The sequence below is a fragment of the Azospirillum agricola genome (assembly GCF_020005195.1).
GTDB classification, from domain to species: domain Bacteria; phylum Pseudomonadota; class Alphaproteobacteria; order Azospirillales; family Azospirillaceae; genus Azospirillum; species Azospirillum agricola.
On sequence record NZ_JAIFZR010000004.1, the window covers coordinates 569,142 to 590,220 of the forward strand.

The window sequence follows — 21,079 nt, forward strand, 5'->3', positions numbered from 1 at the left end:
GCCGCACGGGTCGGAGCGGCTCCTCAGGCATGGAACCGCGGGCCCGTTCCGGTTTCCGTCATCCCGGTTTCCACCTCGGTCAGGTAGCAGCCGGGATCCTCGGCCCAGGGATCGCCGGTCAGCTTCTCGGCGCGCACGCGGGTGTTGCCGTTGCAGATCGCCAAAAAGCGGCACCCGGCGCAGCGTCCGCCGACCGGGCGGGGACGCTGCTTCAGCCCGGCCAGGATGGGGTCGGACCGGTCCTCCCAGATGTCCGCGAAGGAGCGAGCGCGGATGTTGCCCAGCGTGTGGTGGCCCCACATCGTGTCGGGGTGAACGTCGCCCCGGCTGTCGATGTTGGCGATGCCGACCCCCGATGCGTTGCCGCCCCAGCGGACCAGCCGGCGTTCCAGCGCGGCGCTGCGCTCCGGGAAACGCCGTGCCGCCCACATCAGGAGATGGGCGCCATCCGCGTCGTTGTTGCCGGTCACGATCTCTCGCGGCCGGCCGGCGAGCGCGTCGGCGAGCGCCGTTTCGAACAGCCGTTCCATGGCGGCGCGCGTGGTCCGCCTCATCGCGTCCATGCGGCGGTGCGCGTTGCCGCGCCCGGCGTAGTTCAGGTGCGACAGGTAGAACTTGCCGATCCGCTCCCTTTCCATGAGGGCGAGAAGCGCCGGCAGATCGGCCGCCGTCTGCTCGGTCAGCGTCAGGCGCAGCCCGACCCGCAGTCCGGCGTCCCGGCACAGGCGGATGCCGCGCAGCGCCTCGTCGAAGGCGCCGGCGCGCCGGCGGAAACGGTCGTGCGTGGGGGCGAGCCCGTCCAGGCTGACGCCGACGTAATCGTAGCCGGCGGCGGCGATGGCGCCGATCCGGGTCGCGTCGATCAGCGTGCCGTTGCTCGACAACCCGACATAGAAGCCCAGCTCCTTGGCCCGCCGCGTGATGTCGAACAGGTCGGGCCGCATCAGCGGCTCGCCGCCCGACAGGATCAGCACCGAAACGCCGGACGCCTTCAGGTCGTCGAGGACGCGGAACGCCTCGGCGGTCGACAGCTCGCCGGGGAAATCGTGATCGGCCGAGAAGGAGTAGCAATGCAGGCAGGACAGGTTGCAGCGCCGCACGAGGTTCCAGATGACCACGGGTCCCGCCGACGCGGCCGGACGTTTCACCGGCTCCCCCGGTTCCGCCGGCGGGGCGACGAGCGTGCGGATGAACTGGCTGAGACGGAACATCGGAGGGATCCTTGCGGTGGCGGCGGGCCGGAAACGGGCGTCACGCGCCGGGCGGCGGGGTGCAGAGCGCGTGCAGGCGGGCGACGTCCTCGACCCGCACGGTACGGCCCCGCGTGTGCACGCCGAACTCGCGCAGGCGCGCCAGAACGCGGGACAGGGTTTCCGGCTCCATGCCGAGGCGGCTGGCGATGACCAGCTTCTTCATCGGCAGGATCACGACCGTCTCGCCGCTCACCTGCGGGGTGAGGGAGACGAGCAGCTCGGCGACCCGCTCCAGCGGGCTGCGGCTGCACAGCCGGCGCACCTCCCCGGCAAGCCGCCGCTCCCAGTGCAGCAGCGAGCCCAGCATGCGGCGGGCCACGGCCGGGTTGGCGCGCAGGCCGGCGAGGAAGCCGCGCGCGCCGACGCGCAGCAGCGCCGCCTTCTCCACCACTTCGGCGGCGATCGGATAGACCCCGGCGAAGATGGCGGCCTCCGCGAAGGTCGACACCGGCTCGACGGTCTCGACGATGCTCTCGCGGCCGTTCTCGGTCAGGGCGAACAGCTTCACCTGGCCGCTCAGCACGATGAAGAAGGCGTCGGCCGGGTCGCCAGCCTGGAACAGCAGGCTCTGGCGCGGGTGGAATTCCGCCGGGCTGTTGCCCAGCAGCGTGCAGATGACGTCCGGCTCCAGGCTCTCGAACAGCGGCAGGTGGCGGATGACCGTCAGGTCGAGGCCGCGGCGGCACAGACGGCCGCGGCACCGGATGGGCAGGCGGGCCGGTTCGGGGCCGCCGCCGGAGTCGGCGCACAGACGGGCGAGGACGCAAGACATGGTTCAGTCATCCCACGGGTCGTTGCTGGACTGCCAGAAGCGGCGCAGGGCCTCCATGTCGTCGATGTCGACGTCGTCGAGCCGGCCGGAATGCACGCCTTGCGGGCGCAGCTTCGCGAAGGCGCGCGACAGGCTCTCCGGCTTCATCCCCAGCCGTTCGGCCAGGAACTGCTTTTCGCAGGGAAGCACGATGTGGACCCGGCCCTGCCGGTTCCCGGCCAGCCGGACCAGATAGCCGGCGAGGCGCCGGGTGGTGGATTGCAGCTTCAGCTCGGTGATTTCGAGGATCAGGCCGCGCAGCCGGGCCGCGGCGCCGGCCATCATCGCCTGCACCACCTCGAAACGGTCCTGGAGATGGGCGAAGAACGGCTCCGCCTGGATGGCGACGGCGGAGACCGGCACCAGGGCGAAGGCGCCCGTCGCGTGCCGCCCGCAGTCGAGCACCGCCTCCTCGCCGACCAGATGGCCCGGCCCGACGATGTCGAGAACGTTGGAGCAGGTGCCGTTCTCGGCCGTGGTCAGCCCGACGGTTCCGCTCAGCACCAGGTAGAAGGCGGCGGCCGGCTGCCCGCGCAGGAACAGCGGGCAGCCCTGGCCGAACGCCTGCTCGCGGCTGTAGGTCAGGAGATGCGCGCGGTCGGCGGCCGACAGCTGCCCGAGCACGGGGCTGTCGGCGATGGTCCGCGCGAGCGCGCTGTCCATGTCGGTGTCCATGTCGGCACCCGGCTCGCCTCGTAGGGGTTGGCTCACCCGACACTAACGGGCCGCTCCCGCCAAATACTTGACTGTGGTCAAGTCTACGATTTCAGGCTGCGGCAACTCACCTCATGTGCGGTCCGGCCAGTCTTGACCAGCGTCAAGTTTTTGAAGACCACCCCAGGTTCAGTCTCGCCACCTGGGTTTTCTCACTCTGGGGGATGTTTTCATGAAAAAGAGCAGCACGGCTCTTTGGGCCATGGCAATAACGCTGCCGGCGTTGCTGGGATTCTGGCCGATTTCCGCTTCGGCTCAAACGGCGGAACCGACGCTTTCAAAGGAAGACAAGGAGGCCAGCGCGAAGATTTACTTCGAGCGCTGCGCCGGCTGCCACGGCGTTCTGCGCAAGGGCGCCACTGGCAAGAACCTGGAGCCGGAGGCGACCCGCAAGCTCGGCCAGCCGCGCCTGGAGAAGATCCTGGGGCTCGGAACCGAAGGCGGCATGCCGAACTTCGACGACATCCTGAGCAAGGATGAGTTGAAGAACATGGCCACCTACATCCAGATGACGCCCGACACGCCCCCGGAATGGGGCATGAAGGAGATGAAGGCGTCCTGGAAGCTGGGCGTGGCGCCCGACAAGCGCCCCACCAGGCAGATGAACGCCGTCAACCTGAACAACGTCTTCTCGGTGACGCTGCGCGACAGCGGCGAGGTGGCGCTGATCGACGGCGACACCAAGAAGATCTGGACCATCATCAAGACCGGCTACGCGGTGCACATCTCGCGCATGTCGGCGTCGGGCCGCTACATCTACGTGATCGGCCGCGACGGCAAGCTCGACATGATCGACCTGTGGATGGAGACGCCGGCCGTCGTCGCCACCATCAAGACCGGCCTCGACGCCCGTTCGGTCGACACCTCGAAGTTCAAGGGCTACGAGGACAAATACGCCATCGCCGGCTCCTACTGGCCGCCGCAGTACGTGATCATGGACGGCCAGACGCTGGAACCGCTGAAGATCGTCTCCACCCGTGGCCTCACCGTGGACGGCGCCTACCATCCGGAACCGCGCGTCGCCTCGATCGTCTCCTCGCTGATCAAGCCCGAATGGGTGGTCACCGTCAAGGAGACCGGGCTGGTCAAGCTGGTCGACTACACCGACGTCAAGAACCTGAAGGAAACGACCATCGAGTCGGCCAAGTTCCTGCACGACGGCGGCTGGGACGCGTCCAAGCGCTACTTCATGGTCGCCGCCAACGCGTCCGACAAGGTGGCGGTGATCGACACCAAGGACGGCAAGCTGGCGGCCCTGGTCGACACCAAGCCGAAGCCCCATCCGGGCCGTGGCGCCAACTTCGTGCACCCGAAATTCGGGCCGGTGTGGGCCACTTCGCATCTCGGTTCCGACGTCGTCACGCTGATCGGCACCGACCCGGAGAAGCACAAGGACAGCGCCTGGAAGGTCGTCGCCGAACTGAAGAACCACGGGGCCGGTTCGCTGTTCGTCAAGACCCACCCGAAATCGTCCAACCTGTGGGCCGACGCGCCGCTCCACCCGGACCGCGACATGGCGGAATCGGTGTCGGTCTTCGACATCGCCAACCTGGACAAGCCGGCGGAGATCATCAACGTCGCCAAGATGGCCGGCCTGCCGGAGACCAAGGCGATCCAGCGCGTCGTCCACGCCGAGTACAACGAGAAGGGCGACGAGGTCTGGTTCTCGATCTGGGCGGGCAAGACCGATCCGTCCGCCATCGTCATCATCGACGACAAGACCCGCAAGATGAAGAACGTGATCAAGGATCCCAAGCTGATCACGCCGACCGGCAAGTTCAACGTGCTGAACACCCAGCACGACATCTACTGAGCCTGGCCGGACGCCGTTCGATGCCGTTGGGGGGAGCTTCCGCCGCCCGGTCCTGGGGGGCCGGCGGCGGGGACTCCCTCGGCCGGGGGGGCCGTTTCGCCCACCCCGCTTTTTTGGAAAGGACCGCGAGATGACGGGGGCGGGGGTCTGGGGACTGCTCCGGCGGGTGCGCATTCTGGGCGCGACGCTGGTCGGGGCGGGGGTGATCTTCGTGGCGGGCATCGTCTTCTGGGGCGGCTTCAACACCGCGATGGAAGCGACCAACCAGATGGATTTCTGCGTCTCGTGCCACGAGATGCGCGACAACGTCTATCAGGAATACAAGCAGACCATCCATTACGAGAACCGCACGGGCGTGCGCGCCACCTGTCCCGACTGCCATGTGCCGAAGGACTGGACGCACAAGATCCTGCGCAAGATCCAGGCCTCCAACGAGGTCTACCACTGGCTGCTCGGCTCGGTCGACACGCCCGAGAAGTTCGACGCCAAGCGCCTGGAGCTGGCTCGCCACGAATGGGCGCGCTTCAAGGCCAACGATTCGCTGGAATGCCGCAACTGCCACAGCTTCGAGGGCATGGCGCCCGCCAAGCAGAAGCAGCGCGCCCAGAAGCAGCACGAGATGGCCAGGGCGGACGGCATGACCTGCATCGACTGCCACAAGGGCATCGCGCACAAGCCGGTCCACCACAATCTCGACGAGAACGGCAATCCCAAGCCGGAGGCCCCGAAGGTCGCGTCCATCCTCCCGGTTTCGGTCGCGGCTCCGGCGGCTCCCCCCGCTCCGGTCCCGGCCCCCGCCCCGGTGGCGGCCGCTCCGGCCCCGGTTCCGGCCGCGACACAGGCTCCGGCCGCCGCAACGGTCGCCGCCTCCGGATCCGCCTCCGCCATCGACTGGAGCCGCGTGGCGGAGAGGAAGGTGACGCTGTTCTATCCCGGCCAGACCGGCTTCGAATGGATCCTCAACGGTCCCGACCATGGCGGGGCGCGCGGCTTCAAGAAGGGCGAGCAGTGCTCGGGCTGCCACGAGGGCGAGCAGGCCGACATGGGGGCGAAGATGGCGTCCGGCCAGAAGGCCGAGACGACGCCGATCCCCGGCAAGCCGGCCTTCATCCCGATGACCGTCCAGGCGGCGCATGACGGCACCAACCTGACGCTGCGCTTCCGCTGGCCGGCCAGCCCGCACACCCCGGCGCCCTTCGTCGAGGGCGGCAAGATGGATCCGGAGAATCCGGTGAAGCTCGCCATGCTGATCGACCAGGGCAAGGTGCAGGACGCCGACCGCTCGGGCTGCTGGAGCACCTGCCACATGGACGCCCGCTCGATGCCCGACGCGCCGGCCGGCGGCGGCGTCACCAAGTACCTGCCGCAGACCCGCACCGCCATCGAGCTGAAGTCCCCGCCGCGCGGCGGCGCCGACAAGGTGAGGCCGGCCGACGAGCTGAAGGCCCTGCTCGACCAGGGCGTGTTCCTGGACCTGCTGCGCTGGAAGTCCGGCAGCAACGGCGTCGAGGATGGCTACGTGTCGTCGGAGCGCGTGATGAGCGGCGGACAGGGCGCCACCGGCAACGGCGTGCTGGCGGACGGATTCTGGACGGTGGAGCTGGTGCGCAAGCTGGTCTCCGACCGGCCGGGCGACGTCTCGATTGAGCCGGGCAAGCTCTACACCATCGGCTTCGCCATCCACGACGACCACACCAGCGCCCGGTTCCACCATGTGTCGATCGACTACAAGCTGGGCCTCGACAGCCCGGACGCCGCCATCAACGCCGTGCGCCAGTGACCGGCGGCAAGGAGGGCATCATGAACCGCATCGCGTTTGGTCCCGCCCTGCTGCTCGGGTTCGCCGCCGCCCTCTCCGGCGGGACGGCGCCGGCCGAGACGGTGGCCGTGCGCATCGACAAGGGTGCCTTCGAGCCGGCGGTGATCACGATCAAGCCGGGCGACACCGTCGTCTGGCTGAACACCGAGAAACGCACCAGCCACGACGTGGTGTTCGAGGACGGCGTCCGTTCCGAACGGCTGATGCCGGACGACGTCTTCGAACGGCGCTTCGACACGGCGGGACGCCATTCCTACCGCTGCACTCCGCACCCGCGGATGACGGGCGAGGTGGTGGTCGAACCCTGACGGGGCGAACACCCCTCACAGGACAAACACGGCCGGGGGGCGACCTCCGCCATTGACGATCGGATGGGCCATGACACACGGACGAGTCTATCTGGTGGGAGCGGGGCCGGGCGATCCGGACCTGCTGACGGTCAAGGCGCACCGGCTGCTGCGGAGCGCCGGCACCGTCGTCTACGACCGGCTGGTCGGCGCCGACATCCTGCGCCTGATCCCGCGCAGCGCCGAGCGAATCTTCGTCGGCAAGGCGCCCAAGCGCCACACCCTGCCGCAGGAGGAAATCAGCCGCCTGCTGGTCGACCTCGCCCTGAGCGGACGCACCGTCGTCCGCCTCAAGGGCGGGGACCCCTTCATCTTCGGGCGCGGCAGCGAGGAGGCGCTGGCGCTGGTCGAGCACGGCGTTCCGTTCGAGATCGTCCCCGGCGTCACCGCCGCCACCGGCTGCGGCGCCTACGCCGGCATCCCGCTGACGCACCGGGGGCTTGCCACCGGCGTGCGCTTCGTCACCGGGCACGGCAAGGAGGACGGTCCGCTCGACCTCGACTGGGCCGGCATGGCCGACCCGAACACCACGCTGGTGCTCTACATGGCCCTGGCCAACCTCGCCGACATCGGCGCCCGGCTGATCGCGGCGGGGATGGATCCGGAGACGCCGGCCGCCGTGGTCGCCGCCGGGACCTCCGCCCGCCAGACACGGCTGCTCGCCACGCTGGCGACCCTGCCGGAGCGGGCGGCCGCGACCGGGCTGCCGGTGCCCTGCCTCGTCATCGTCGGGCGCGTCGTGGCGCTGGCCCCCCAGCTCTCCTGGTTCCAGCCGGGAGTGGCGGCCGAGGAACCCCCGCTGCGGGGACGGGTCCATGCGTAGCCTGTCGCCGCGCGGCCTGTTGGCGGCCATCCTGCTGGCGGCGGCGGTGCCCGCCCCGGCCCCTGCCCTGGCCGACGATGCCCCGCCCCCGGGGCGGCGGGCGGCGCTGCTCCACATGCTGCGGCAGGATTGCGGCGCCTGCCATGGGATGACGCTGAAGGGCGGATTGGGAACGCCGCTGCTGCCCGCCGATCTGGCGGCCAAGGCGCCCGACGCGCTGGCCGACGTCGTGCTCGACGGCGTCCCCGGCACGCCGATGCCGCCCTGGCGCGCCCTGCTGACCGTCGGCGAGGCGCGCTGGATGATCGACCGTTTGCGCGAGGGACTGGACCGATGACACCCTGTTTCCGACGGCCGTTGTTCGGCCTGCTGCTCGCTGCCGCCGCGTTCGCCATGCCGGCGGCGGCCGACTCCCTGCGCGGCACCAACGATCTGGGGATCGTGATCGAGCGCGCGGTGGGCCGGCTGCTGGTGGTGGAGACCTCCGGGCGCAAGACGCTGGCCGAGGTGGCGGGGCTGGGCGACCTGAGCCACGCCGCCGCCGTCTTCTCGCGCGACGGCCGCTTCGCCTACGTCTTCGGGCGCGACGGCGGGCTCTCCAAGGTGGATCTGCTGACCGCGACCATCGTCAAGCGGGTCATGCAGGCCGGCAACAGCATCGGCGGCGCCATCTCGCAGAACGGTCGGCTGGTCGCCGTGCAGAATTACGAGCCCGGCGGGGTCAAGGTGTTCGACTCCGCGACGCTGGAGCTGCTGGCCGACATCCCGGCGACCTACGGCGACGGAACCGCGCGCTCGAAGGTGGTCGGGCTGGCCGACGCGCCGGGCAACCGCTTCGTCTTCACGCTGTACGACGCCGGCGAGATCTGGATCGCCGACCTGTCGGACCCGGCACGGCCCACCTTGCGCAAGTATCCGGACATCGGACGCCAGCCCTACGACGGGCTGGTGACGCCGGACGGGCGCCACTACATCGCCGGGCTGTTCGGCGAGGATGGGCTGGCCCTGCTCGATCTGTGGAACCCCGACGCCGGGGTGCGCCGCATCCTCGGCGGCTACGGCCGTGGCGAGCAGCCGCTGCCGGTCTACAAGATGCCGCACCTGCGCGGCTGGGCCCAGGCCGGCGGGCGGCTCTACCTGCCGGCGATCGGCCGCCACGAGGTGCTGGTGGTCGACGCCGCGACCTGGACCGAGGTCGCCCGCATCCCGGTGAAGGGCCAGCCGGTCTTCGTCATGGCCCGGCCGGACGGAAGGCAGGTCTGGGTCAACTTCGCGCTGCCCGACAACGGCTTCGTCCAGGTGATCGACGTGCCGACCTCCACCCTGGTCAGGACGCTGGAGCCGGGGCCGGGCGTGCTGCACCTGGAATTCACGCCGCGCGGCGAGCAGGTCTGGGTGTCGGTGCGCGACCAGGACCGCGTGCGCGTCTACGACACCGGCAGCTTCGCCGAGGTCGATGCCCTGCCGGCCGACAAGCCGAGCGGCATCTTCTTCACCGCGCGCGCCAACCGCATCGGCCTGTGAGGGAGAGCAAGGCGATGAGCATCGTCACGGATTCCACCGACCGCCGCCTGCTCGACGAGTTCCAGCGCGGCTTTCCCCTGGTCCCGCGCCCCTTCGCCGAGCTGGCCGCCCGGCTCGGCGGCAGTTCGGCCGACATCCTCGACCGGCTGGGCCGCCTGATGGCGACGGGCGCCGTCGCCCGCATCGGGGCCACGTTCCGGCCGAACCGGGTGGGATGCAGCACGCTGGCCGCCATGGCCGTGCCACCCGCCGACCTGTCGCGCGTCGCCGCGCTGGTCGGCGCGTTCGATGAGGTGAACCACAATTACGAACGCGAGCACCGGCTGAACCTGTGGTTCGTCGTCACCGCCGAGGATGCGGAGCGCGTGCGCGCCGTGCTGGCGGAAATCGGGACCGCGACCGGCCTGCCCGTGCTCGACCTGCCGATGGAACGAGGCTACCACCTGGATCTGGGGTTTCCGCTATGGCGTTGACCGAAACACTGGAACGGGAGCGGGACCGGCCCGCCGACCGATCCGACGGCCGGCTGCTGCGCCGGCTGCGCGACGGGCTGCCGCTGGTGGCCCGGCCGTTCCTGGCGATCGGGCAGGCCATCGGCCGGTCGGAGGCCGACGTGATCGCCGCCATCCGTGAGCTGGTGGAGACGGGCGCCGCGTCGCGCTTCGGCGTCATCGTCGATCACGCGGCGCTCGGCTTCACCGCCAACGCCATGGTGGTGTGGGACGTGCCGGACGAGCGGGTGGACGCGGTGGGGGCTGCGCTCGGCGGGCGGCGCGGGGTGTCGCTGTGCTACCGCCGCCCACGCCGCCCGCCGGTCTGGCCCTACAACCTCTTCACCATGATCCATGGCCGCGACCGCGACGAGGTGCGCGCGCTGGTGGAGGAACTGGCGGCGGGCTGCGATCTGGCCGGCGTGCCGCGCGAACTGCTGTTCACCGCCCGCCGCTTCAAGCAGACGGCCCCCTGTTATGGCCGGGACCGGAGAGCGTGATGGAACTGGACGGAATCGACCGCGCCCTGATCAACCGCCTGCAAGACGGACTGCCGCTGACCCCCCGCCCCTTCGCCGACGTGGCGGCGGAACTCGGACTGGATGAGGGAACGGTGATCGACCGTGTCACCGCCCTGCGCGGGTCCGGGGTGCTGAGCCGCTTCGGGCCGCTCTACAACGCCGAACGCATGGGTGGCGGCCTGTCGCTCGCCGCCATGGCGGTGCCGGCGGAGCGCTTCGAGGAGGTCGCGGCACTGGTGAACGGCTTCCCGGAGGTCGCCCACAACTACGCGCGCGAGCACGCGCTCAGCATGTGGTTCGTCCTCGCCACCGAGACGCCCGAGCGGCTGTTCGCCGTGGCCGAGGCCATCGAGGCGCGGACCGGGCTCGCCGTCCGGCTTTTCCCCAAGCTCGCGGAATACGCGCTGGATCTGAGGTTCACGGCATGACCGGCCACACCCCCGACACGGGCACGCTCGACGACACCGACCGCCGGCTGGTCGTGGAGACCCAGGCCGGTCTGCCGCTGGTGCCCCGGCCCTTCGCCGAGCTGGCGCTCCGGCTCGGCATCGCCGAGGAGGAGGTGATCGCCCGCTTCGGACGCATGCTTGAGGCCGGAATCGTCCGCCGCATCGCCGCCGTGCCCAACCATTACCGGCTGGGCTACGCCGCCAACGGGATGAGCGTGTGGCGGGTGCCGGAGCCCGCCATCGACGAGGCCGGGCGTCTGCTGGCCGGCCTGCCCTTCGTCACCCACTGCTACCGCCGCCCGGCCCATCCGCCGGACTGGCCCTACACGCTGTTCGCCATGGTCCATGCCAGGGACCGCGCCGAGGTCGAGGCCCGCGTCCGGACGATGGCCGACCTGCTGGGCGGACACAGCCTCGGGCACGACGTGCTCTACAGCACCCGCATCCTCAAGAAGACCGGCCTGCGCCTGTCCGCGTGACCGCTCCTTACGCCGGAGATCCTCTTCATGCACGCACGCATCCTCCTCGCCGCGGCGGCGCTCGCCCTCCTGACGCCGGGACCGGCCCCGGCGCAGGAGGGGCCCGCCGCCCGCTACGCCGAGCATTGCGCGGCCTGCCATGGCGGCGACCGGCTGGGCGCCATCGGTCCGGCGCTGCTGCCCGAGAATCTCGGACGGATGAAGCTCGCCGACACCGTGCGGCTGATCGCGCAAGGGCGGCCCGCCACCCAGATGCCGGGCTTCGCCGGCACGCTGGGCGAGGCGGAGATCGCCGCCCTCGCCGCCCATATCCTCGCCCCGCCGGCGCAGGAGCCGTCATGGACCGACACCGACATGGCCGCCAGCCACGTCGTGCACACGCCCCCCTCGGCGCTGGTCGCCCGGCCCGTGCACACGGCCGACCCGCTGAATCTCTTCACCGTGGTCGAGGCCGGGGACCATCACGTCACCATCCTCGACGGCGACCGCTTCGAGCCGCTGGCCCGCTTTCCCAGCCGCTTCGCGCTGCATGGCGGGGTCAAGTACTCGCCGGACGGGCGCTTCGCCTATTTCGCCTCGCGCGACGGCTGGGTGTCGGTCTACGACCTCTACGGGCTGGTCCAGGTGGCGGAGATCCGGGCCGGAATCAACACCCGCAACATCGCGGTGTCGGCCGACGGGCGCTTCGTCGCCGTCGGCAACACGCTGCCGCGCACGCTGGTGCTGCTCGACGCCCGCGACCTGACGCCGCTGAGGACCATCCCGGTCGTCACGCCGAGGGGCGGCGCGCGGGTCAGCGCCGTCTACGCCGCCCCGCCACGCCAGAGCTTCATCCTCGCCCTGAAGGACGTGCCGGAAATCTGGGAGATCCCCACCGGCGCGGCGGCCGACGGCAAGGAGCCCTTCGCCGTGCGGCGGATCGAGCTGGACGAGCCGCTCGACGACTTCTTCTTCGACCCGCCCTACGCCAACCTGATCGGCGCCTCGCGCGACGGCGGCAAGGGGCAGGTGGTCGATCTGACGGCGGGCCGCAAGATCGCCGAGGTGGAACTGCCCGGCATGCCGCATCTGGGGTCGGGCATCAGCTGGATGCTGGATGGCCGCCGGGTGATGGCGACGCCGCACCTGAAGGGGGCGGCGGTCAGCGTCATCGACATGACGGATTGGAGGACGGTCAAGCGCATCGACACGCTCGGCCCCGGCTTCTTCATGCGCAGCCACGAGACGACGCCCTATGCCTGGACCGACGCCTCGCTCAGCCCGCGCCGGGACACGATCGAGATTCTCGACAAGCGGACGCTGGAGATCGTCCGGACGCTGACGCCATGGCCCGGCAAGACGGCGTCGCATGTGGAGTTCACCCGCGACGGCCGCCACGCGCTGGTCAGCGTCTGGGAGGATGACGGCGCCCTGGTCGTCTACGACACCGCCAGCTTCGAGGAGGTGAAGCGCTTGCCCATGCGCAAGCCGGTGGGGAAGTACAACGTCTTCAACAAGATCCGCTATTCCGAAGGGACCAGCCATTGAGGTGGAAACCGGCGGCTTCGGCCTGTTCTCCGAAGCCGCCCCCGCTTCCGCCGGTCAGAACGGCACCACCGCTCCGGGCAGCGGCGGCAGACGCAAACTGGACAGATAGGCGATCAGCGCCTGCTGATCGTCATGGCCCAAGGCGTAGAAGGCGTTGATCACCGGGTCCGCCTCGCTGCCGGCGCACTGGTAGGGGAACTCGGCGGCGAGGCCGTCCGGGCGGGTGCCGCCGTGGAAACGGATCGCCTGGACCAAATCCAGCGCGCGCCCATCGTGCAGATAGGGCCAACTGTCGGCGACGCCCCACAGCGGCCGGGTCAGGAATTGCTGCGGGGGAACGGCGATGGCCGCCACATCCGTGCCCTGCGGCGCGATGTCGGCGAGGCAGGGCCCCATGTCGTGAAGGCGCAGGTCGCTCAGGAGCGGCACCGCCAGGGGGCCGTCCGGCGTGTCATGCGGCAGCCGGGCGCGCGCGTAGGCCGGTGGCGGGGTCGTCGTGTCATCGGGCTTTCCGCCGTCCAGACCGCGCCACGGCATCGACGGGGACGCCCGGCTCGCCAGCGTGTTCAGGTTGATCTCCAGCCCACCGACCGCGACCGTGTCGGCGTCGGCCACCGCCCTGGCGTAGAGGGCGGCGACCGCCGTGTCCGGCGCGCCCTGGCGGATGGCCTCGCCGGCGCCCGCCGCCGCCTTGGCCAGCCGCGCCCGCGTCTCGCGCACCACCGGCAGATGGTCGGTGCCGGGCAACGGGTTGACCAGGGTCGGGGCCGCCACGGTCCGGCGGCGCGCTTCCGCGCCGCGTCCCGCGTCCCGCGACGGCAGCGCGATCCCGGCATCGGAGCCCACCCGGTCGGGGTGGTCCAGCACGGTGCCCCATTCGATCGTCACCACCGGCCGGTCGAGGGTCTGGACCGGGACATGGCAGGACGCGCACATGGCGCTGCCGGCCGGAAGGCCGGCGTCCGTCGCCGTGCCGGCGAAGATCGCGGCGCCACGGGCCAGCCTGGCCTTGCCGGTCTGATCGGCCGGCGTCTCGACCACCGGCGGCCGGGTCAGCGCCACGAAGCTGGTCAGCGCCCCGATGTTGCCGTAGCTCAGTTCGTTGATCACCCCGTCGCCGTCGTTGTCGTTGTTCTCACCGACGACCTCGACCGCCTCCATGCTGAAATGGAACTGGGTCGCGGCGGCCGCGAAGTGACGGACCGACGAGGCGATGCCCTTCCACTGGAACGGGCGCACGACCAGATCCTGGGCGACCCCGGTCAGCCGGCCGTAATCGTAGACGACCGCCTGGCTCTTGCTGTCGTACCGGGCGCCGAGCCAGCCGAAGGACAGATTCTTGGCCGACAGCGGGAGGGTTACCGCCTTGTCGGGCGTGTAGCGGGCGAGGTCGGCGAGGTGGGCCTGCTGTCCGAGCAGCAGCCCGGTAATCTCGTTGGCCAGCGCCTGGGTGTAGCCGGTCCCGAACACATGCGGCGGGTTGCGGATCAACTGGGTCAGGGGGTTGGGAAACTGGCTGTTGATGAAGGCGTTGTTGCCGATGCCGGCGGCTCCGCCGATCGCCGGCTGGGTGCGGGTCGCCGGTCCCGGCGGGGTGGCGGCGGCGAGATCCGGCTGAACGGTGGCGCCGATCGACGTGTGGCACTCGTAGCAGCTCTGGCTGTCGATGCCGTTGAGGCGCAGGAAGGGAATCGGCGGCGGCACGCCGCCATCCGCCGTCGCGTAGGGGCTGAACGGGGAGTTCGGGTAGAGCGCCTTGCGCTGCCACGCGCGCGGGCCGTCCGCCCCCTCCCCCCAGCCATCCTGAGGGAAGTACGGATAGCTGAAGAAGTGCGCGCCTGATTCGAGGATCCGTCGCAACGGAACGCCACCGGACATCACATCCTGCTGCTGAATCGTCACGCTTTCCGTGATGTTCGCCTGCTGGGCACCCGCATTGGAGGTCGCGAATGCGGAAACGCTCAGCACAACGATTGGCCATGCCGCGGCACGAACGCTTGCCATGCGCAAAAACTCCCGTTTTTTGTGTATATGGCCATACTGGCGCGGCATTCTTAAAAATCAATCGGAATAATTCATATCCATGCGTTCAAAAACAAAATTTCTTCTTATTATTATCGGAGAATCCTACAGACGTAACCGATGAATTCACCCATATGAAGGGATTATTTCAATATTAACACAATGCCATATCATGGTATGTTGGGAAATTTAGAATTATTGACTCGTTGATTATTCGAAATTTCTTCCCGATAGTCGTCGCACGCGACGCATCAACGCGCGCCGGAACAGCGGCGCGAGAGCGGCATCACCGATCGGGAGGGACGCGGAACATGGCTGAGGAACGTCTTCTGGAACGGGCGCAGGGGAAGGCGGCGCCCCTGTCGGTCGCCTACACGCCGATCTCGACCCTGGAGGATCTGCGCGCCGCAGCACAACTGGCGATCCAGGTCGAATTCACCACCGTGCCCGCCTATCTGACGGCGCTCTATTCGATCACCGACAAGAGCTCGGCCGCCTATCAGGCGCTGCGCAGCGTCGTGGTGGAGGAGATGTTCCACCTCAATCAGGCGGCCAACATCCTGGTCGGCATCGGCGGGCAACCCAAGCTGACCGGAAGCGCGGTGCCCACCTACCCGACCTACCTGCCCTCGGCCAGCACCGCCGGCACGCCCTATGTCGGGCTGTACCGGGCTTCGCAGGCGGTGTTCCGCAACGTCTTCATGGCGATCGAGACCCCCGCCCCCTTCACGGCCCCGCCGCAGGGCAGCAACTACCAGACCATCGGCCAGCTCTACAAGGCCCTGTGGGACGGCATCCGGACCTGCGTCGAGCGATATGGCGCGTCGACCGTCTTCGCCCAGGACCCGGCGGCCGAGCAGCGCACCGACATCTATCTCGGCAAGTTCGGCGGCAAGGCCGTGGCGGTGACCGACGAGGACAGCGCCCAGCTCGGCATCGAGCAGATCGTCCAGCAGGGGGAGGGCGCGGTGAACCCGACCCATCCGCTGGTTCCCCAGCAGCCCTACGGCGCCTACGAGCATTACGGCGCCCGCACCGACGGGACCTACGGGCCGATCCTCGGCACGCCCTACGAGCTGTCGCACTACTACAAGTTCCTGCGCGTGGCCGACGCGCCGGATTTTCCCGACACGCTTCCCATCGTCTCCAACCCGCGCGTGTCGGATTTCAGCAACGACACGGCCGTCCTGGCGGTGAAGGCGTTCAACATCGGCTACAGCGTGATGCTGCAAAGCCTGGAGGCCTCCTTCACCAAGGCGGGCGGCGCGGCGGACGTCTACTTCACTTTGGCCCTGCCGCTGATGCACAACCAGTTGCCGACGCTGGCCAACCTGCTGATGCAGCTTCCCGCCTTCCCCGACGGCGACGCGGCCGTCGGACCCAACGCCGCCCCGACCTTCGAGTATGTCGAGGACGCCAGCTTCGACAGCTTCCTCGCGGCGTTGCACGCCCTCGACGATTCGCTGGCCGGCCAGGGGCTGCGCCTGCTCGCCGCCCCGGTGTCGCCACCGGCCCCGCCGGCTCCGGCTCCCAAGCACCGGGAGGCGCTGCATGGGGTGATCGCCGGCGTCCGGACGCTGAAAAGCCGCTCCGCCGCCGCCGGTCTCGGCCTGTAACCCGACCGGCACCGCCCAAACGGCACCACCCGGCCAGAATCGGACAGCGAGGGGAAAACCATGTCCAACACCGTCTATTCCATCGTCCCCGCCATCGGCATCGCCCGCGTCGGCAACGCACCGCAGGACTTCTACATCGGTCCCGAGACGGAAGGCGCCCTTCCCACCCTTCCCGACGGACGCACGGTCGGGGAACAGGATTTCCGCGACGCGAGCGGCCGTCTGCGCCGGCAGGCGGCGCGCTTCCGCGTGATGCGCAGCGTCGACGGCGGACCACCGGAGGAGATCACGCTGAGCAGCGACGACGTGTCGGCGATCCGCTGGCACGTCCATCTCGCCAACAAGAAGTCGAGCTGGTACGAGTTCCAGACCTCGAAGGGCGAGGACGGCTACGCGTCGAACCACCCGCTGCGCAACGCCAAACGGACCACGACCGAGGAACGCCGCGCCCTGATCATCGACGCCGGCCCGCGGTCGATCGAGGGAATCATCGCCCCGTCGCAGCCCTTCTCCCGCGACACCATCCCGCCGGGCTACGCCGGCAGCTTTCCACCGGAAGGGCTGAAGCCCTACCCCATCGACACGCTGGGCGAGCTGCGCACCGACGCGGAGGGCCGTCTTCTGGTGCTGGGCGGCCTGGGGCATTCCGGATCGGAGAGCGAGTCGCCGAAGATCGGGCAGTACGCCAACAACGACGGCTGGTGGGACGACACGTCGGACGGGCCGGTGTCGGTGACGATCAGTCTGCTGAACGGCGACGACGTGGAGGTCGGCGGCGCCTGGGTGCTGGTCGGGCCGCCCTCCTACGCGCCGCAGATCCCCAATCTGGTGACGCTGCACGACACCATCTTCGACGTGGTGGTGCGCAAGCAGGGGCTTCGCCCCGACATCTTCGAGGACGGGCTCTGGAAGGCCGGGGCCACCGGTTACAAGCCCTTCTTCGAGACCGACATCAAGCCGATCTTCGAGCGCGTCGCCCGCTACCCCTGGGTCGCGGCGATCCCGCCGAAGCCGCACAGCTTCGACTTCGCGAGGCTCGGCGATCCGAATCCCGAGCTCAACGGGTTCCGTTCCTATGTCCTCGACATCATCCGCCCGCCCGGCGCCGAGAATGTCCTGGTGAACGTCAGCACCGGCGCCACCGCCATGCCCTATCTGGCCGGCGACGACGCGTTGAGCGCCTCGAAACCCGGCACCGTCACCGCGGCGACGTCGAAGTACCTGCGCCTGACCGACACCCAGTACTTCTTCCTCCAGCAATGGGCCGACGGCTGGTTCGAGCGGGGGGGCGAGCCGGCCGGAAGCGCCGGCGATCCGATCACCCGCGGCGTGCTGGCCAACTGCGTCGGCGGCGCCTTCTCGCCGGGCATCGAGATGACCTGGATCTCCCGCAACCCGGCCATCTACGACGGCCCCTTCCGCATCAAGGCGCGTCCGGAGACGGACGGCCCGCTCAGCCTCGGCTTCGATCCGGCGGCCGGCATGGAACCGGGCGACGTGAGCCGCTACATGGCCGTCCCCTGGCAGGCCGACTTCAACGAGTGCTCCTCGCAGCCCATCGAGGGGCGGATCCTGTGGTGGTGGCCGGCGCAGCGGCCGGAATTCGTCTATCTGCCGCCCGATCCCACCAAACTCCTGGCCGAGACCGGTCCGGCCTTCGGGCCGCAGGTGTCGTGGATCGGCACCGAGTACAACCAGAAGGCCGACGACTACATCCAGTTCGCCGACGACCTGGACATGGTGAAGCTGTGGGACCAGCTCGGCTTCGTCTTCAACATCGGCACCGCCGACGATCCCCATTTCGTCGAGGTGGCGCGCCGGCTTCCCCGCACGCCCGGCTCGCAGGGCGACACCGCCGGGATCGGCGAGCCGGCGCGGCCGCTGGTGGCCGATGTCCCCTGAGGCGTTCCCCGGCGCGCTCCGCGACGCGGAAGCGGCGGACGTCCTGATCGTGGGGGCGGGGCCGGCCGGTTCCGCCACCGCCCTCGCCCTGCGCGCGGCCGGGGTGCCCCGCGTGCTGCTGGTCGACCGCGCCGCCCACGGCTCGCCGGAACGGGCCGCGCTGCGGGTCGGCGAATCGGCGGCGCCCAACGTCGGACCGCTGCTGGCCCGGTTGGGCCTGCCGGACGATCTCGAACGGCTCGGCCACCGCCCCTATCACGGCAATCTCAGCCTGTGGAGCGGCGGGGAACTGACGGCCGACGATTTCCTGCGCCGGGGCAGCGGCCATGGCTGGCATCTCGACCGCGCCCGCTTCGACCAATGGCTGCGCGACGCGGCGGCGGAGCGCGGCGCCCGCCTTCTGGCCCCCGCCAGCCTCGCCGGGATCGAGCGGCGGCCCGAGGGTGGCTGGACCGTCGGGCTCCGTGATCATTCCGGTGGCCGGGGCAGCGTGACCGCCCGTGTGGTGGTGGATGCCGGCGGCCGGCGGGCACCGCTGGCGACCGCGTTGGGCGCGCGGCGGCGGCGGCTCGACCGCCTGATCGCCCTGGCCGTGGAGGGCTGTCCGGCCGGCGAGCCCGCCGGCGGCGGCTTCGCCGGCCGCTCCTTCGTGGAGGCGGTGGAGATCGGCTGGTGGTACGCGGCGGTGCTGCCGAGCGGACGCGCCATCGTCACGCTGATGACCGACGACGACATCGCCCGCACCGCCGGCCTGGGCGGCAAGGAGGCCTTCCGGTCCGCCTGGGCGGCCACAGCGCGCCTGCGGGATCTGGTTCCCCCACCCGGAAGCGACCTTGGCGGCGAAGCGGCCCCGGCGATTTTCCCAGCCGCTTCGCAGCACATCGACCGGGCGGTCGGCGCCGGCTGGATCGTCGTCGGCGACGCGCTGATCGGGTTCGACCCGCTGACCTCCTCCGGCATCGCCGGCGCGCTCGACGACGGGCTGGCCGCTGCCGACACCATCCTGTGCTGGTTCTCCGGCGACGGCGCCGAGGCCCGCGCCGCGGCGATCGGCTACGCCCGGCGGGCCGAGGACACGCTGCGCCGTTATCTGGCCGAGCGGACCCGCCATTACGCCGCCGGGGGCCGCTGGCCCGACGCCCCCTTCTGGAGCCGCCGGGCCGCGCGGTGAGCCTGGATCAGGCCGGAACCGACCGGTCCGCCACCCAACTGTCGAAATCGGCGTGCAGGCTTTCCGGCAGCTTGGCCCGGACGGCCCGGTCGTCCTGGGCGCTGTCCCGCAGGAGCTGGACCTGGATCTGGTAGTCGCCGACCACGATGCCGTTGGCGATCATGGTCGTCGGCCCCTCTCCCTCGGGGTCGAGCCACAGGTTGAACAGGCCGCCGTTGGTCTGGTTCTCCTGGCGGATGGCGGTCACCGTCGTCGTCCCGTGGCGGGTCAGCACCGTGTCGCCGGCCGCCAGAGCCCCCGCCTGGACCGTGCCCGCCGGCGTCATCACCGGGTGGGTGGCCGATCCGGCGAGGGTGGCGCCGTCGGCGAACTCCAGCACGGTGATCGGACCGCTGTGCGGCTGCGCCAGCGTGGCCTGCACCGGCCGGGTTCCGCCACCGCTGACGACGACATCCCCGGACGTGAAGTCCTCCACCGCCTTGGTCGTGCCGTCCGCGAGCGTGATCTGCGTGCCGGCGACCAGACAGTGCCAGACATAGACGATGGGCTTGATGAAGGCGACGCCGTCGCTCGGATCGGTGTCCGGCGACAGCGAGCTGACGACGCTCGACCAGCCCACCCCATGGGTAAGATCGTCGAAAAGGACGGTCACACGGGCGGTGAAGAAGGTCCGCGTGTCGGCGACCCACGGGCTGAGGCCGAAATTGATGGCGTTGCCGGCCGTGGTGGCGGTCGCCCGCAGCGCGAACTTCAGCGTCCGCCCCTCGGAATCGGTGGGATCGATCTCGAAATGCGGCAGATAGGGCAACGTGTCCGCAGCCTTCAACTCGGACGTGCCGCCCTCGCTGCGGGCCAGATAGAATTCCAGGATCGGGTTGGTGCTGTTCAGCGGAGCCAGCTTGTAATCGAATTTCATGCTTCCGGTCAGCGGAACGAGCAGGTGCGTGTCTTGGTGCTGGTTCTGCCAGAACCAGTAATCGATGTCGGTCTTGTTCCTGCTGCCCGTGTTGTTGTCGTAGCCGCGCGCCAGACCAATGACGATGTCGTTCAGGTCGCCCGACTTGCGGTCGCTGCGGATGACGGGGTCGACGACGACCGGGTCGCGCGAGGCCTGGTAGGCCCAGGGGGTCAGCGTCGACGAGGCTTCCGTCGTGCCGTCCTGGTAGGTGATCGCGAAGGAGATGATGCCGGACAGCGTGCCGGCCGGCAACGGCGGCAGGGCGGTCGCCGGATTGGTTTCCACGATGATCGTCTGGGTGGCGAAACTGACCAGAACGCCGGAAGCCAGCGACGTCTTGACGTTGCCGTTCTCGTTGACGACGTTCAGCCAGACGGTGGCCTGGGCCACCGGCCGGGTCCGGGTCAGGACGGCACGGGCGGTCACCACCGAGTTGCTCCGACTGCTCGAAATGAACTCGACATACTGACCGTCGGTGAAGGCGCCGGTGTTCCCGGCCGCATTGCTGGTCACCACGGCGCCGGCAGATTGGGAAAACGGCGATGCGCCTCCGGTCTCGATGGCCTTGAACAGTCCGGGGTAGCGGGCGGCGGTCATCCCACTGCGTTCGGCGTTGTCCTTCAGGAACGCCGTATGCACCGGGTCGCCGGCCGCCGGATTGTTGTTCGTTTTCAGAATCTCCAGAACCCCGGCCAGCCGATCGTTCTGGGGCTGGGTCAATGCAACAATCATGGGTCAAACCCTCCAATCAATTGTTCTGTAGATTTTGAGCAATCAAAAATCATTGATTAGGGTGCGTATGTTTTTTTACGGAGGAACAACAGGAGAATCACAATGAT

Annotated in this window: 19 protein-coding genes; 14 read left to right on the forward strand and 5 right to left on the reverse strand. The window is 69.6% G+C overall.

What is annotated here, in order from left to right; genetic code table 11:
- Positions 1–23 precede the first annotated feature (23 nt).
- From nirJ to JN22_RS11425, 3 genes are read right to left on the reverse strand one after another with little or no spacing between them, the layout of a single operon-like run.
- Positions 24–1,211, reverse strand: a complete 1,188-nt coding sequence (nirJ, locus tag JN22_RS11415; protein WP_085554044.1) for a heme d1 biosynthesis radical SAM protein NirJ — start codon at positions 1,209–1,211, stop codon at positions 24–26.
- Positions 1,212–1,251: 40 nt separating this feature from the next.
- A complete protein-coding gene (locus JN22_RS11420) occupies positions 1,252–2,025 on the reverse strand; it encodes a cyclic nucleotide-binding domain-containing protein (RefSeq protein WP_085554045.1) in 774 nt (257 codons plus the stop codon).
- A gap of 3 nt (positions 2,026–2,028) precedes the next feature.
- Positions 2,029–2,739, reverse strand: coding sequence for a Crp/Fnr family transcriptional regulator (locus tag JN22_RS11425; protein ID WP_085554046.1), 711 nt, complete (start codon positions 2,737–2,739; stop codon positions 2,029–2,031).
- A gap of 211 nt (positions 2,740–2,950) precedes the next feature.
- On the opposite strand from JN22_RS11425, the gene JN22_RS11430 reads away from it, so the two are divergent.
- The 11 genes from JN22_RS11430 (at position 2,951) to JN22_RS11485 (ending at position 12,571) form a co-directional block, all read left to right on the forward strand.
- Complete coding sequence (locus JN22_RS11430) at positions 2,951–4,591, forward strand: cytochrome D1 domain-containing protein (protein WP_085554047.1); 1,641 nt, start codon at positions 2,951–2,953, stop codon at positions 4,589–4,591.
- A gap of 130 nt (positions 4,592–4,721) precedes the next feature.
- A complete protein-coding gene (locus tag JN22_RS35205) occupies positions 4,722–6,371 on the forward strand; it encodes a NapC/NirT family cytochrome c (RefSeq protein WP_085554048.1) in 1,650 nt (549 codons plus the stop codon).
- A gap of 20 nt (positions 6,372–6,391) precedes the next feature.
- Positions 6,392–6,718: a cupredoxin domain-containing protein gene (locus tag JN22_RS11445; protein WP_085554649.1), complete on the forward strand. Its 327-nt coding sequence runs from the start codon at positions 6,392–6,394 to the stop codon at positions 6,716–6,718.
- Positions 6,719–6,788: 70 nt separating this feature from the next.
- A complete protein-coding gene (cobA, locus tag JN22_RS11450) occupies positions 6,789–7,580 on the forward strand; it encodes a uroporphyrinogen-III C-methyltransferase (protein WP_085554650.1) in 792 nt (263 codons plus the stop codon).
- The gene (locus JN22_RS11455; protein WP_085554049.1) at positions 7,573–7,917 is read left to right on the forward strand and encodes a c-type cytochrome; all 345 of its coding nucleotides are present in this window, start codon (positions 7,573–7,575) and stop codon (positions 7,915–7,917) included. The genes cobA and JN22_RS11455 overlap by 8 nt, the downstream gene beginning before the upstream one ends.
- A complete protein-coding gene (locus JN22_RS11460) occupies positions 7,914–9,104 on the forward strand; it encodes a cytochrome D1 domain-containing protein (RefSeq protein ID WP_085554050.1) in 1,191 nt (396 codons plus the stop codon). Before JN22_RS11455 ends, JN22_RS11460 begins: the two co-directional genes overlap by 4 nt.
- 14 nt (positions 9,105–9,118) lie before the next feature.
- The gene (locus JN22_RS11465; protein ID WP_143268260.1) at positions 9,119–9,577 is read left to right on the forward strand and encodes an AsnC family transcriptional regulator; all 459 of its coding nucleotides are present in this window, start codon (positions 9,119–9,121) and stop codon (positions 9,575–9,577) included.
- The gene (ahbB, locus tag JN22_RS11470; RefSeq protein WP_143268261.1) at positions 9,568–10,095 is read left to right on the forward strand and encodes a siroheme decarboxylase subunit beta; all 528 of its coding nucleotides are present in this window, start codon (positions 9,568–9,570) and stop codon (positions 10,093–10,095) included. Before JN22_RS11465 ends, ahbB (JN22_RS11470) begins: the two co-directional genes overlap by 10 nt.
- Positions 10,095–10,544 carry an Lrp/AsnC family transcriptional regulator gene (locus JN22_RS11475; protein WP_179166124.1) on the forward strand — a complete coding sequence of 150 codons (450 nt, stop codon included), beginning with the start codon at positions 10,095–10,097 and terminating at the stop codon, positions 10,542–10,544. Before ahbB (JN22_RS11470) ends, JN22_RS11475 begins: the two co-directional genes overlap by 1 nt.
- Positions 10,541–11,044 carry a siroheme decarboxylase subunit beta gene (gene ahbB, locus JN22_RS11480; protein WP_179166125.1) on the forward strand — a complete coding sequence of 168 codons (504 nt, stop codon included), beginning with the start codon at positions 10,541–10,543 and terminating at the stop codon, positions 11,042–11,044. The genes JN22_RS11475 and ahbB (JN22_RS11480) overlap by 4 nt, the downstream gene beginning before the upstream one ends.
- Positions 11,045–11,071: 27 nt before the next feature.
- Entirely contained in the window at positions 11,072–12,571 is a 1,500-nt protein-coding gene (locus JN22_RS11485) for a nitrite reductase (protein ID WP_085554051.1), read from the forward strand.
- Between the two features lie 54 nt (positions 12,572–12,625).
- Here JN22_RS11485 and JN22_RS35210 read toward each other — a convergent pair whose 3' ends face one another.
- Entirely contained in the window at positions 12,626–14,473 is a 1,848-nt protein-coding gene (locus JN22_RS35210) for a di-heme oxidoredictase family protein (protein WP_179166126.1), read from the reverse strand.
- 431 nt (positions 14,474–14,904) lie between these two features.
- Between JN22_RS35210 and JN22_RS11495 the strand changes: the two genes are divergently transcribed.
- From JN22_RS11495 to JN22_RS11505, 3 genes are read left to right on the forward strand one after another with little or no spacing between them, the layout of a single operon-like run.
- Positions 14,905–16,209: a ferritin-like domain-containing protein gene (locus JN22_RS11495; protein ID WP_085554053.1), complete on the forward strand. Its 1,305-nt coding sequence runs from the start codon at positions 14,905–14,907 to the stop codon at positions 16,207–16,209.
- A 60-nt stretch (positions 16,210–16,269) separates the two neighbouring features.
- Complete coding sequence (locus JN22_RS11500) at positions 16,270–18,111, forward strand: LodA/GoxA family CTQ-dependent oxidase (protein WP_085554054.1); 1,842 nt, start codon at positions 16,270–16,272, stop codon at positions 18,109–18,111.
- Positions 18,101–19,282: an FAD-dependent oxidoreductase gene (locus tag JN22_RS11505; protein ID WP_085554055.1), complete on the forward strand. Its 1,182-nt coding sequence runs from the start codon at positions 18,101–18,103 to the stop codon at positions 19,280–19,282. The genes JN22_RS11500 and JN22_RS11505 overlap by 11 nt, the downstream gene beginning before the upstream one ends.
- Before the next feature lie 7 nt (positions 19,283–19,289).
- On the opposite strand, the gene JN22_RS11510 is transcribed toward JN22_RS11505, so the two are convergent.
- On the reverse strand, positions 19,290–20,972 hold the full coding sequence (locus JN22_RS11510) for a Hint domain-containing protein (protein ID WP_143268263.1): 1,683 nt from the start codon (positions 20,970–20,972) through the stop codon (positions 19,290–19,292).
- Between the last annotated feature and the right edge of the window lie 107 nt (positions 20,973–21,079).

Excerpts from the sequence above, each read along its gene's own strand:
- nirJ (WP_085554044.1), bottom strand. The coding sequence starts at position 1,211 with ATGTTCCGTCTCAGCCAGTTCATCCGCACGCTCGTCGCCCCGCCGGCG.
- JN22_RS11420 (WP_085554045.1), bottom strand. The coding sequence starts at position 2,025 with ATGTCTTGCGTCCTCGCCCGTCTGTGCGCCGACTCCGGCGGCGGCCCC.
- JN22_RS11425 (WP_085554046.1), bottom strand. The coding sequence starts at position 2,739 with ATGGACACCGACATGGACAGCGCGCTCGCGCGGACCATCGCCGACAGC.
- JN22_RS11430 (WP_085554047.1), top strand. The coding sequence starts at position 2,951 with ATGAAAAAGAGCAGCACGGCTCTTTGGGCCATGGCAATAACGCTGCCG.
- JN22_RS35205 (WP_085554048.1), top strand. The coding sequence starts at position 4,722 with ATGACGGGGGCGGGGGTCTGGGGACTGCTCCGGCGGGTGCGCATTCTG.
- JN22_RS11445 (WP_085554649.1), top strand. The coding sequence starts at position 6,392 with ATGAACCGCATCGCGTTTGGTCCCGCCCTGCTGCTCGGGTTCGCCGCC.
- cobA (WP_085554650.1), top strand. The coding sequence starts at position 6,789 with ATGACACACGGACGAGTCTATCTGGTGGGAGCGGGGCCGGGCGATCCG.
- JN22_RS11455 (WP_085554049.1), top strand. The coding sequence starts at position 7,573 with ATGCGTAGCCTGTCGCCGCGCGGCCTGTTGGCGGCCATCCTGCTGGCG.
- JN22_RS11460 (WP_085554050.1), top strand. The coding sequence starts at position 7,914 with ATGACACCCTGTTTCCGACGGCCGTTGTTCGGCCTGCTGCTCGCTGCC.
- JN22_RS11465 (WP_143268260.1), top strand. The coding sequence starts at position 9,119 with ATGAGCATCGTCACGGATTCCACCGACCGCCGCCTGCTCGACGAGTTC.
- ahbB (WP_143268261.1), top strand. The coding sequence starts at position 9,568 with ATGGCGTTGACCGAAACACTGGAACGGGAGCGGGACCGGCCCGCCGAC.
- JN22_RS11475 (WP_179166124.1), top strand. The coding sequence starts at position 10,095 with ATGGAACTGGACGGAATCGACCGCGCCCTGATCAACCGCCTGCAAGAC.
- ahbB (WP_179166125.1), top strand. The coding sequence starts at position 10,541 with ATGACCGGCCACACCCCCGACACGGGCACGCTCGACGACACCGACCGC.
- JN22_RS11485 (WP_085554051.1), top strand. The coding sequence starts at position 11,072 with ATGCACGCACGCATCCTCCTCGCCGCGGCGGCGCTCGCCCTCCTGACG.
- JN22_RS11495 (WP_085554053.1), top strand. The coding sequence starts at position 14,905 with ATGGCTGAGGAACGTCTTCTGGAACGGGCGCAGGGGAAGGCGGCGCCC.
- JN22_RS11500 (WP_085554054.1), top strand. The coding sequence starts at position 16,270 with ATGTCCAACACCGTCTATTCCATCGTCCCCGCCATCGGCATCGCCCGC.
- JN22_RS11505 (WP_085554055.1), top strand. The coding sequence starts at position 18,101 with ATGTCCCCTGAGGCGTTCCCCGGCGCGCTCCGCGACGCGGAAGCGGCG.
- JN22_RS11510 (WP_143268263.1), bottom strand. The coding sequence starts at position 20,972 with ATGATTGTTGCATTGACCCAGCCCCAGAACGATCGGCTGGCCGGGGTT.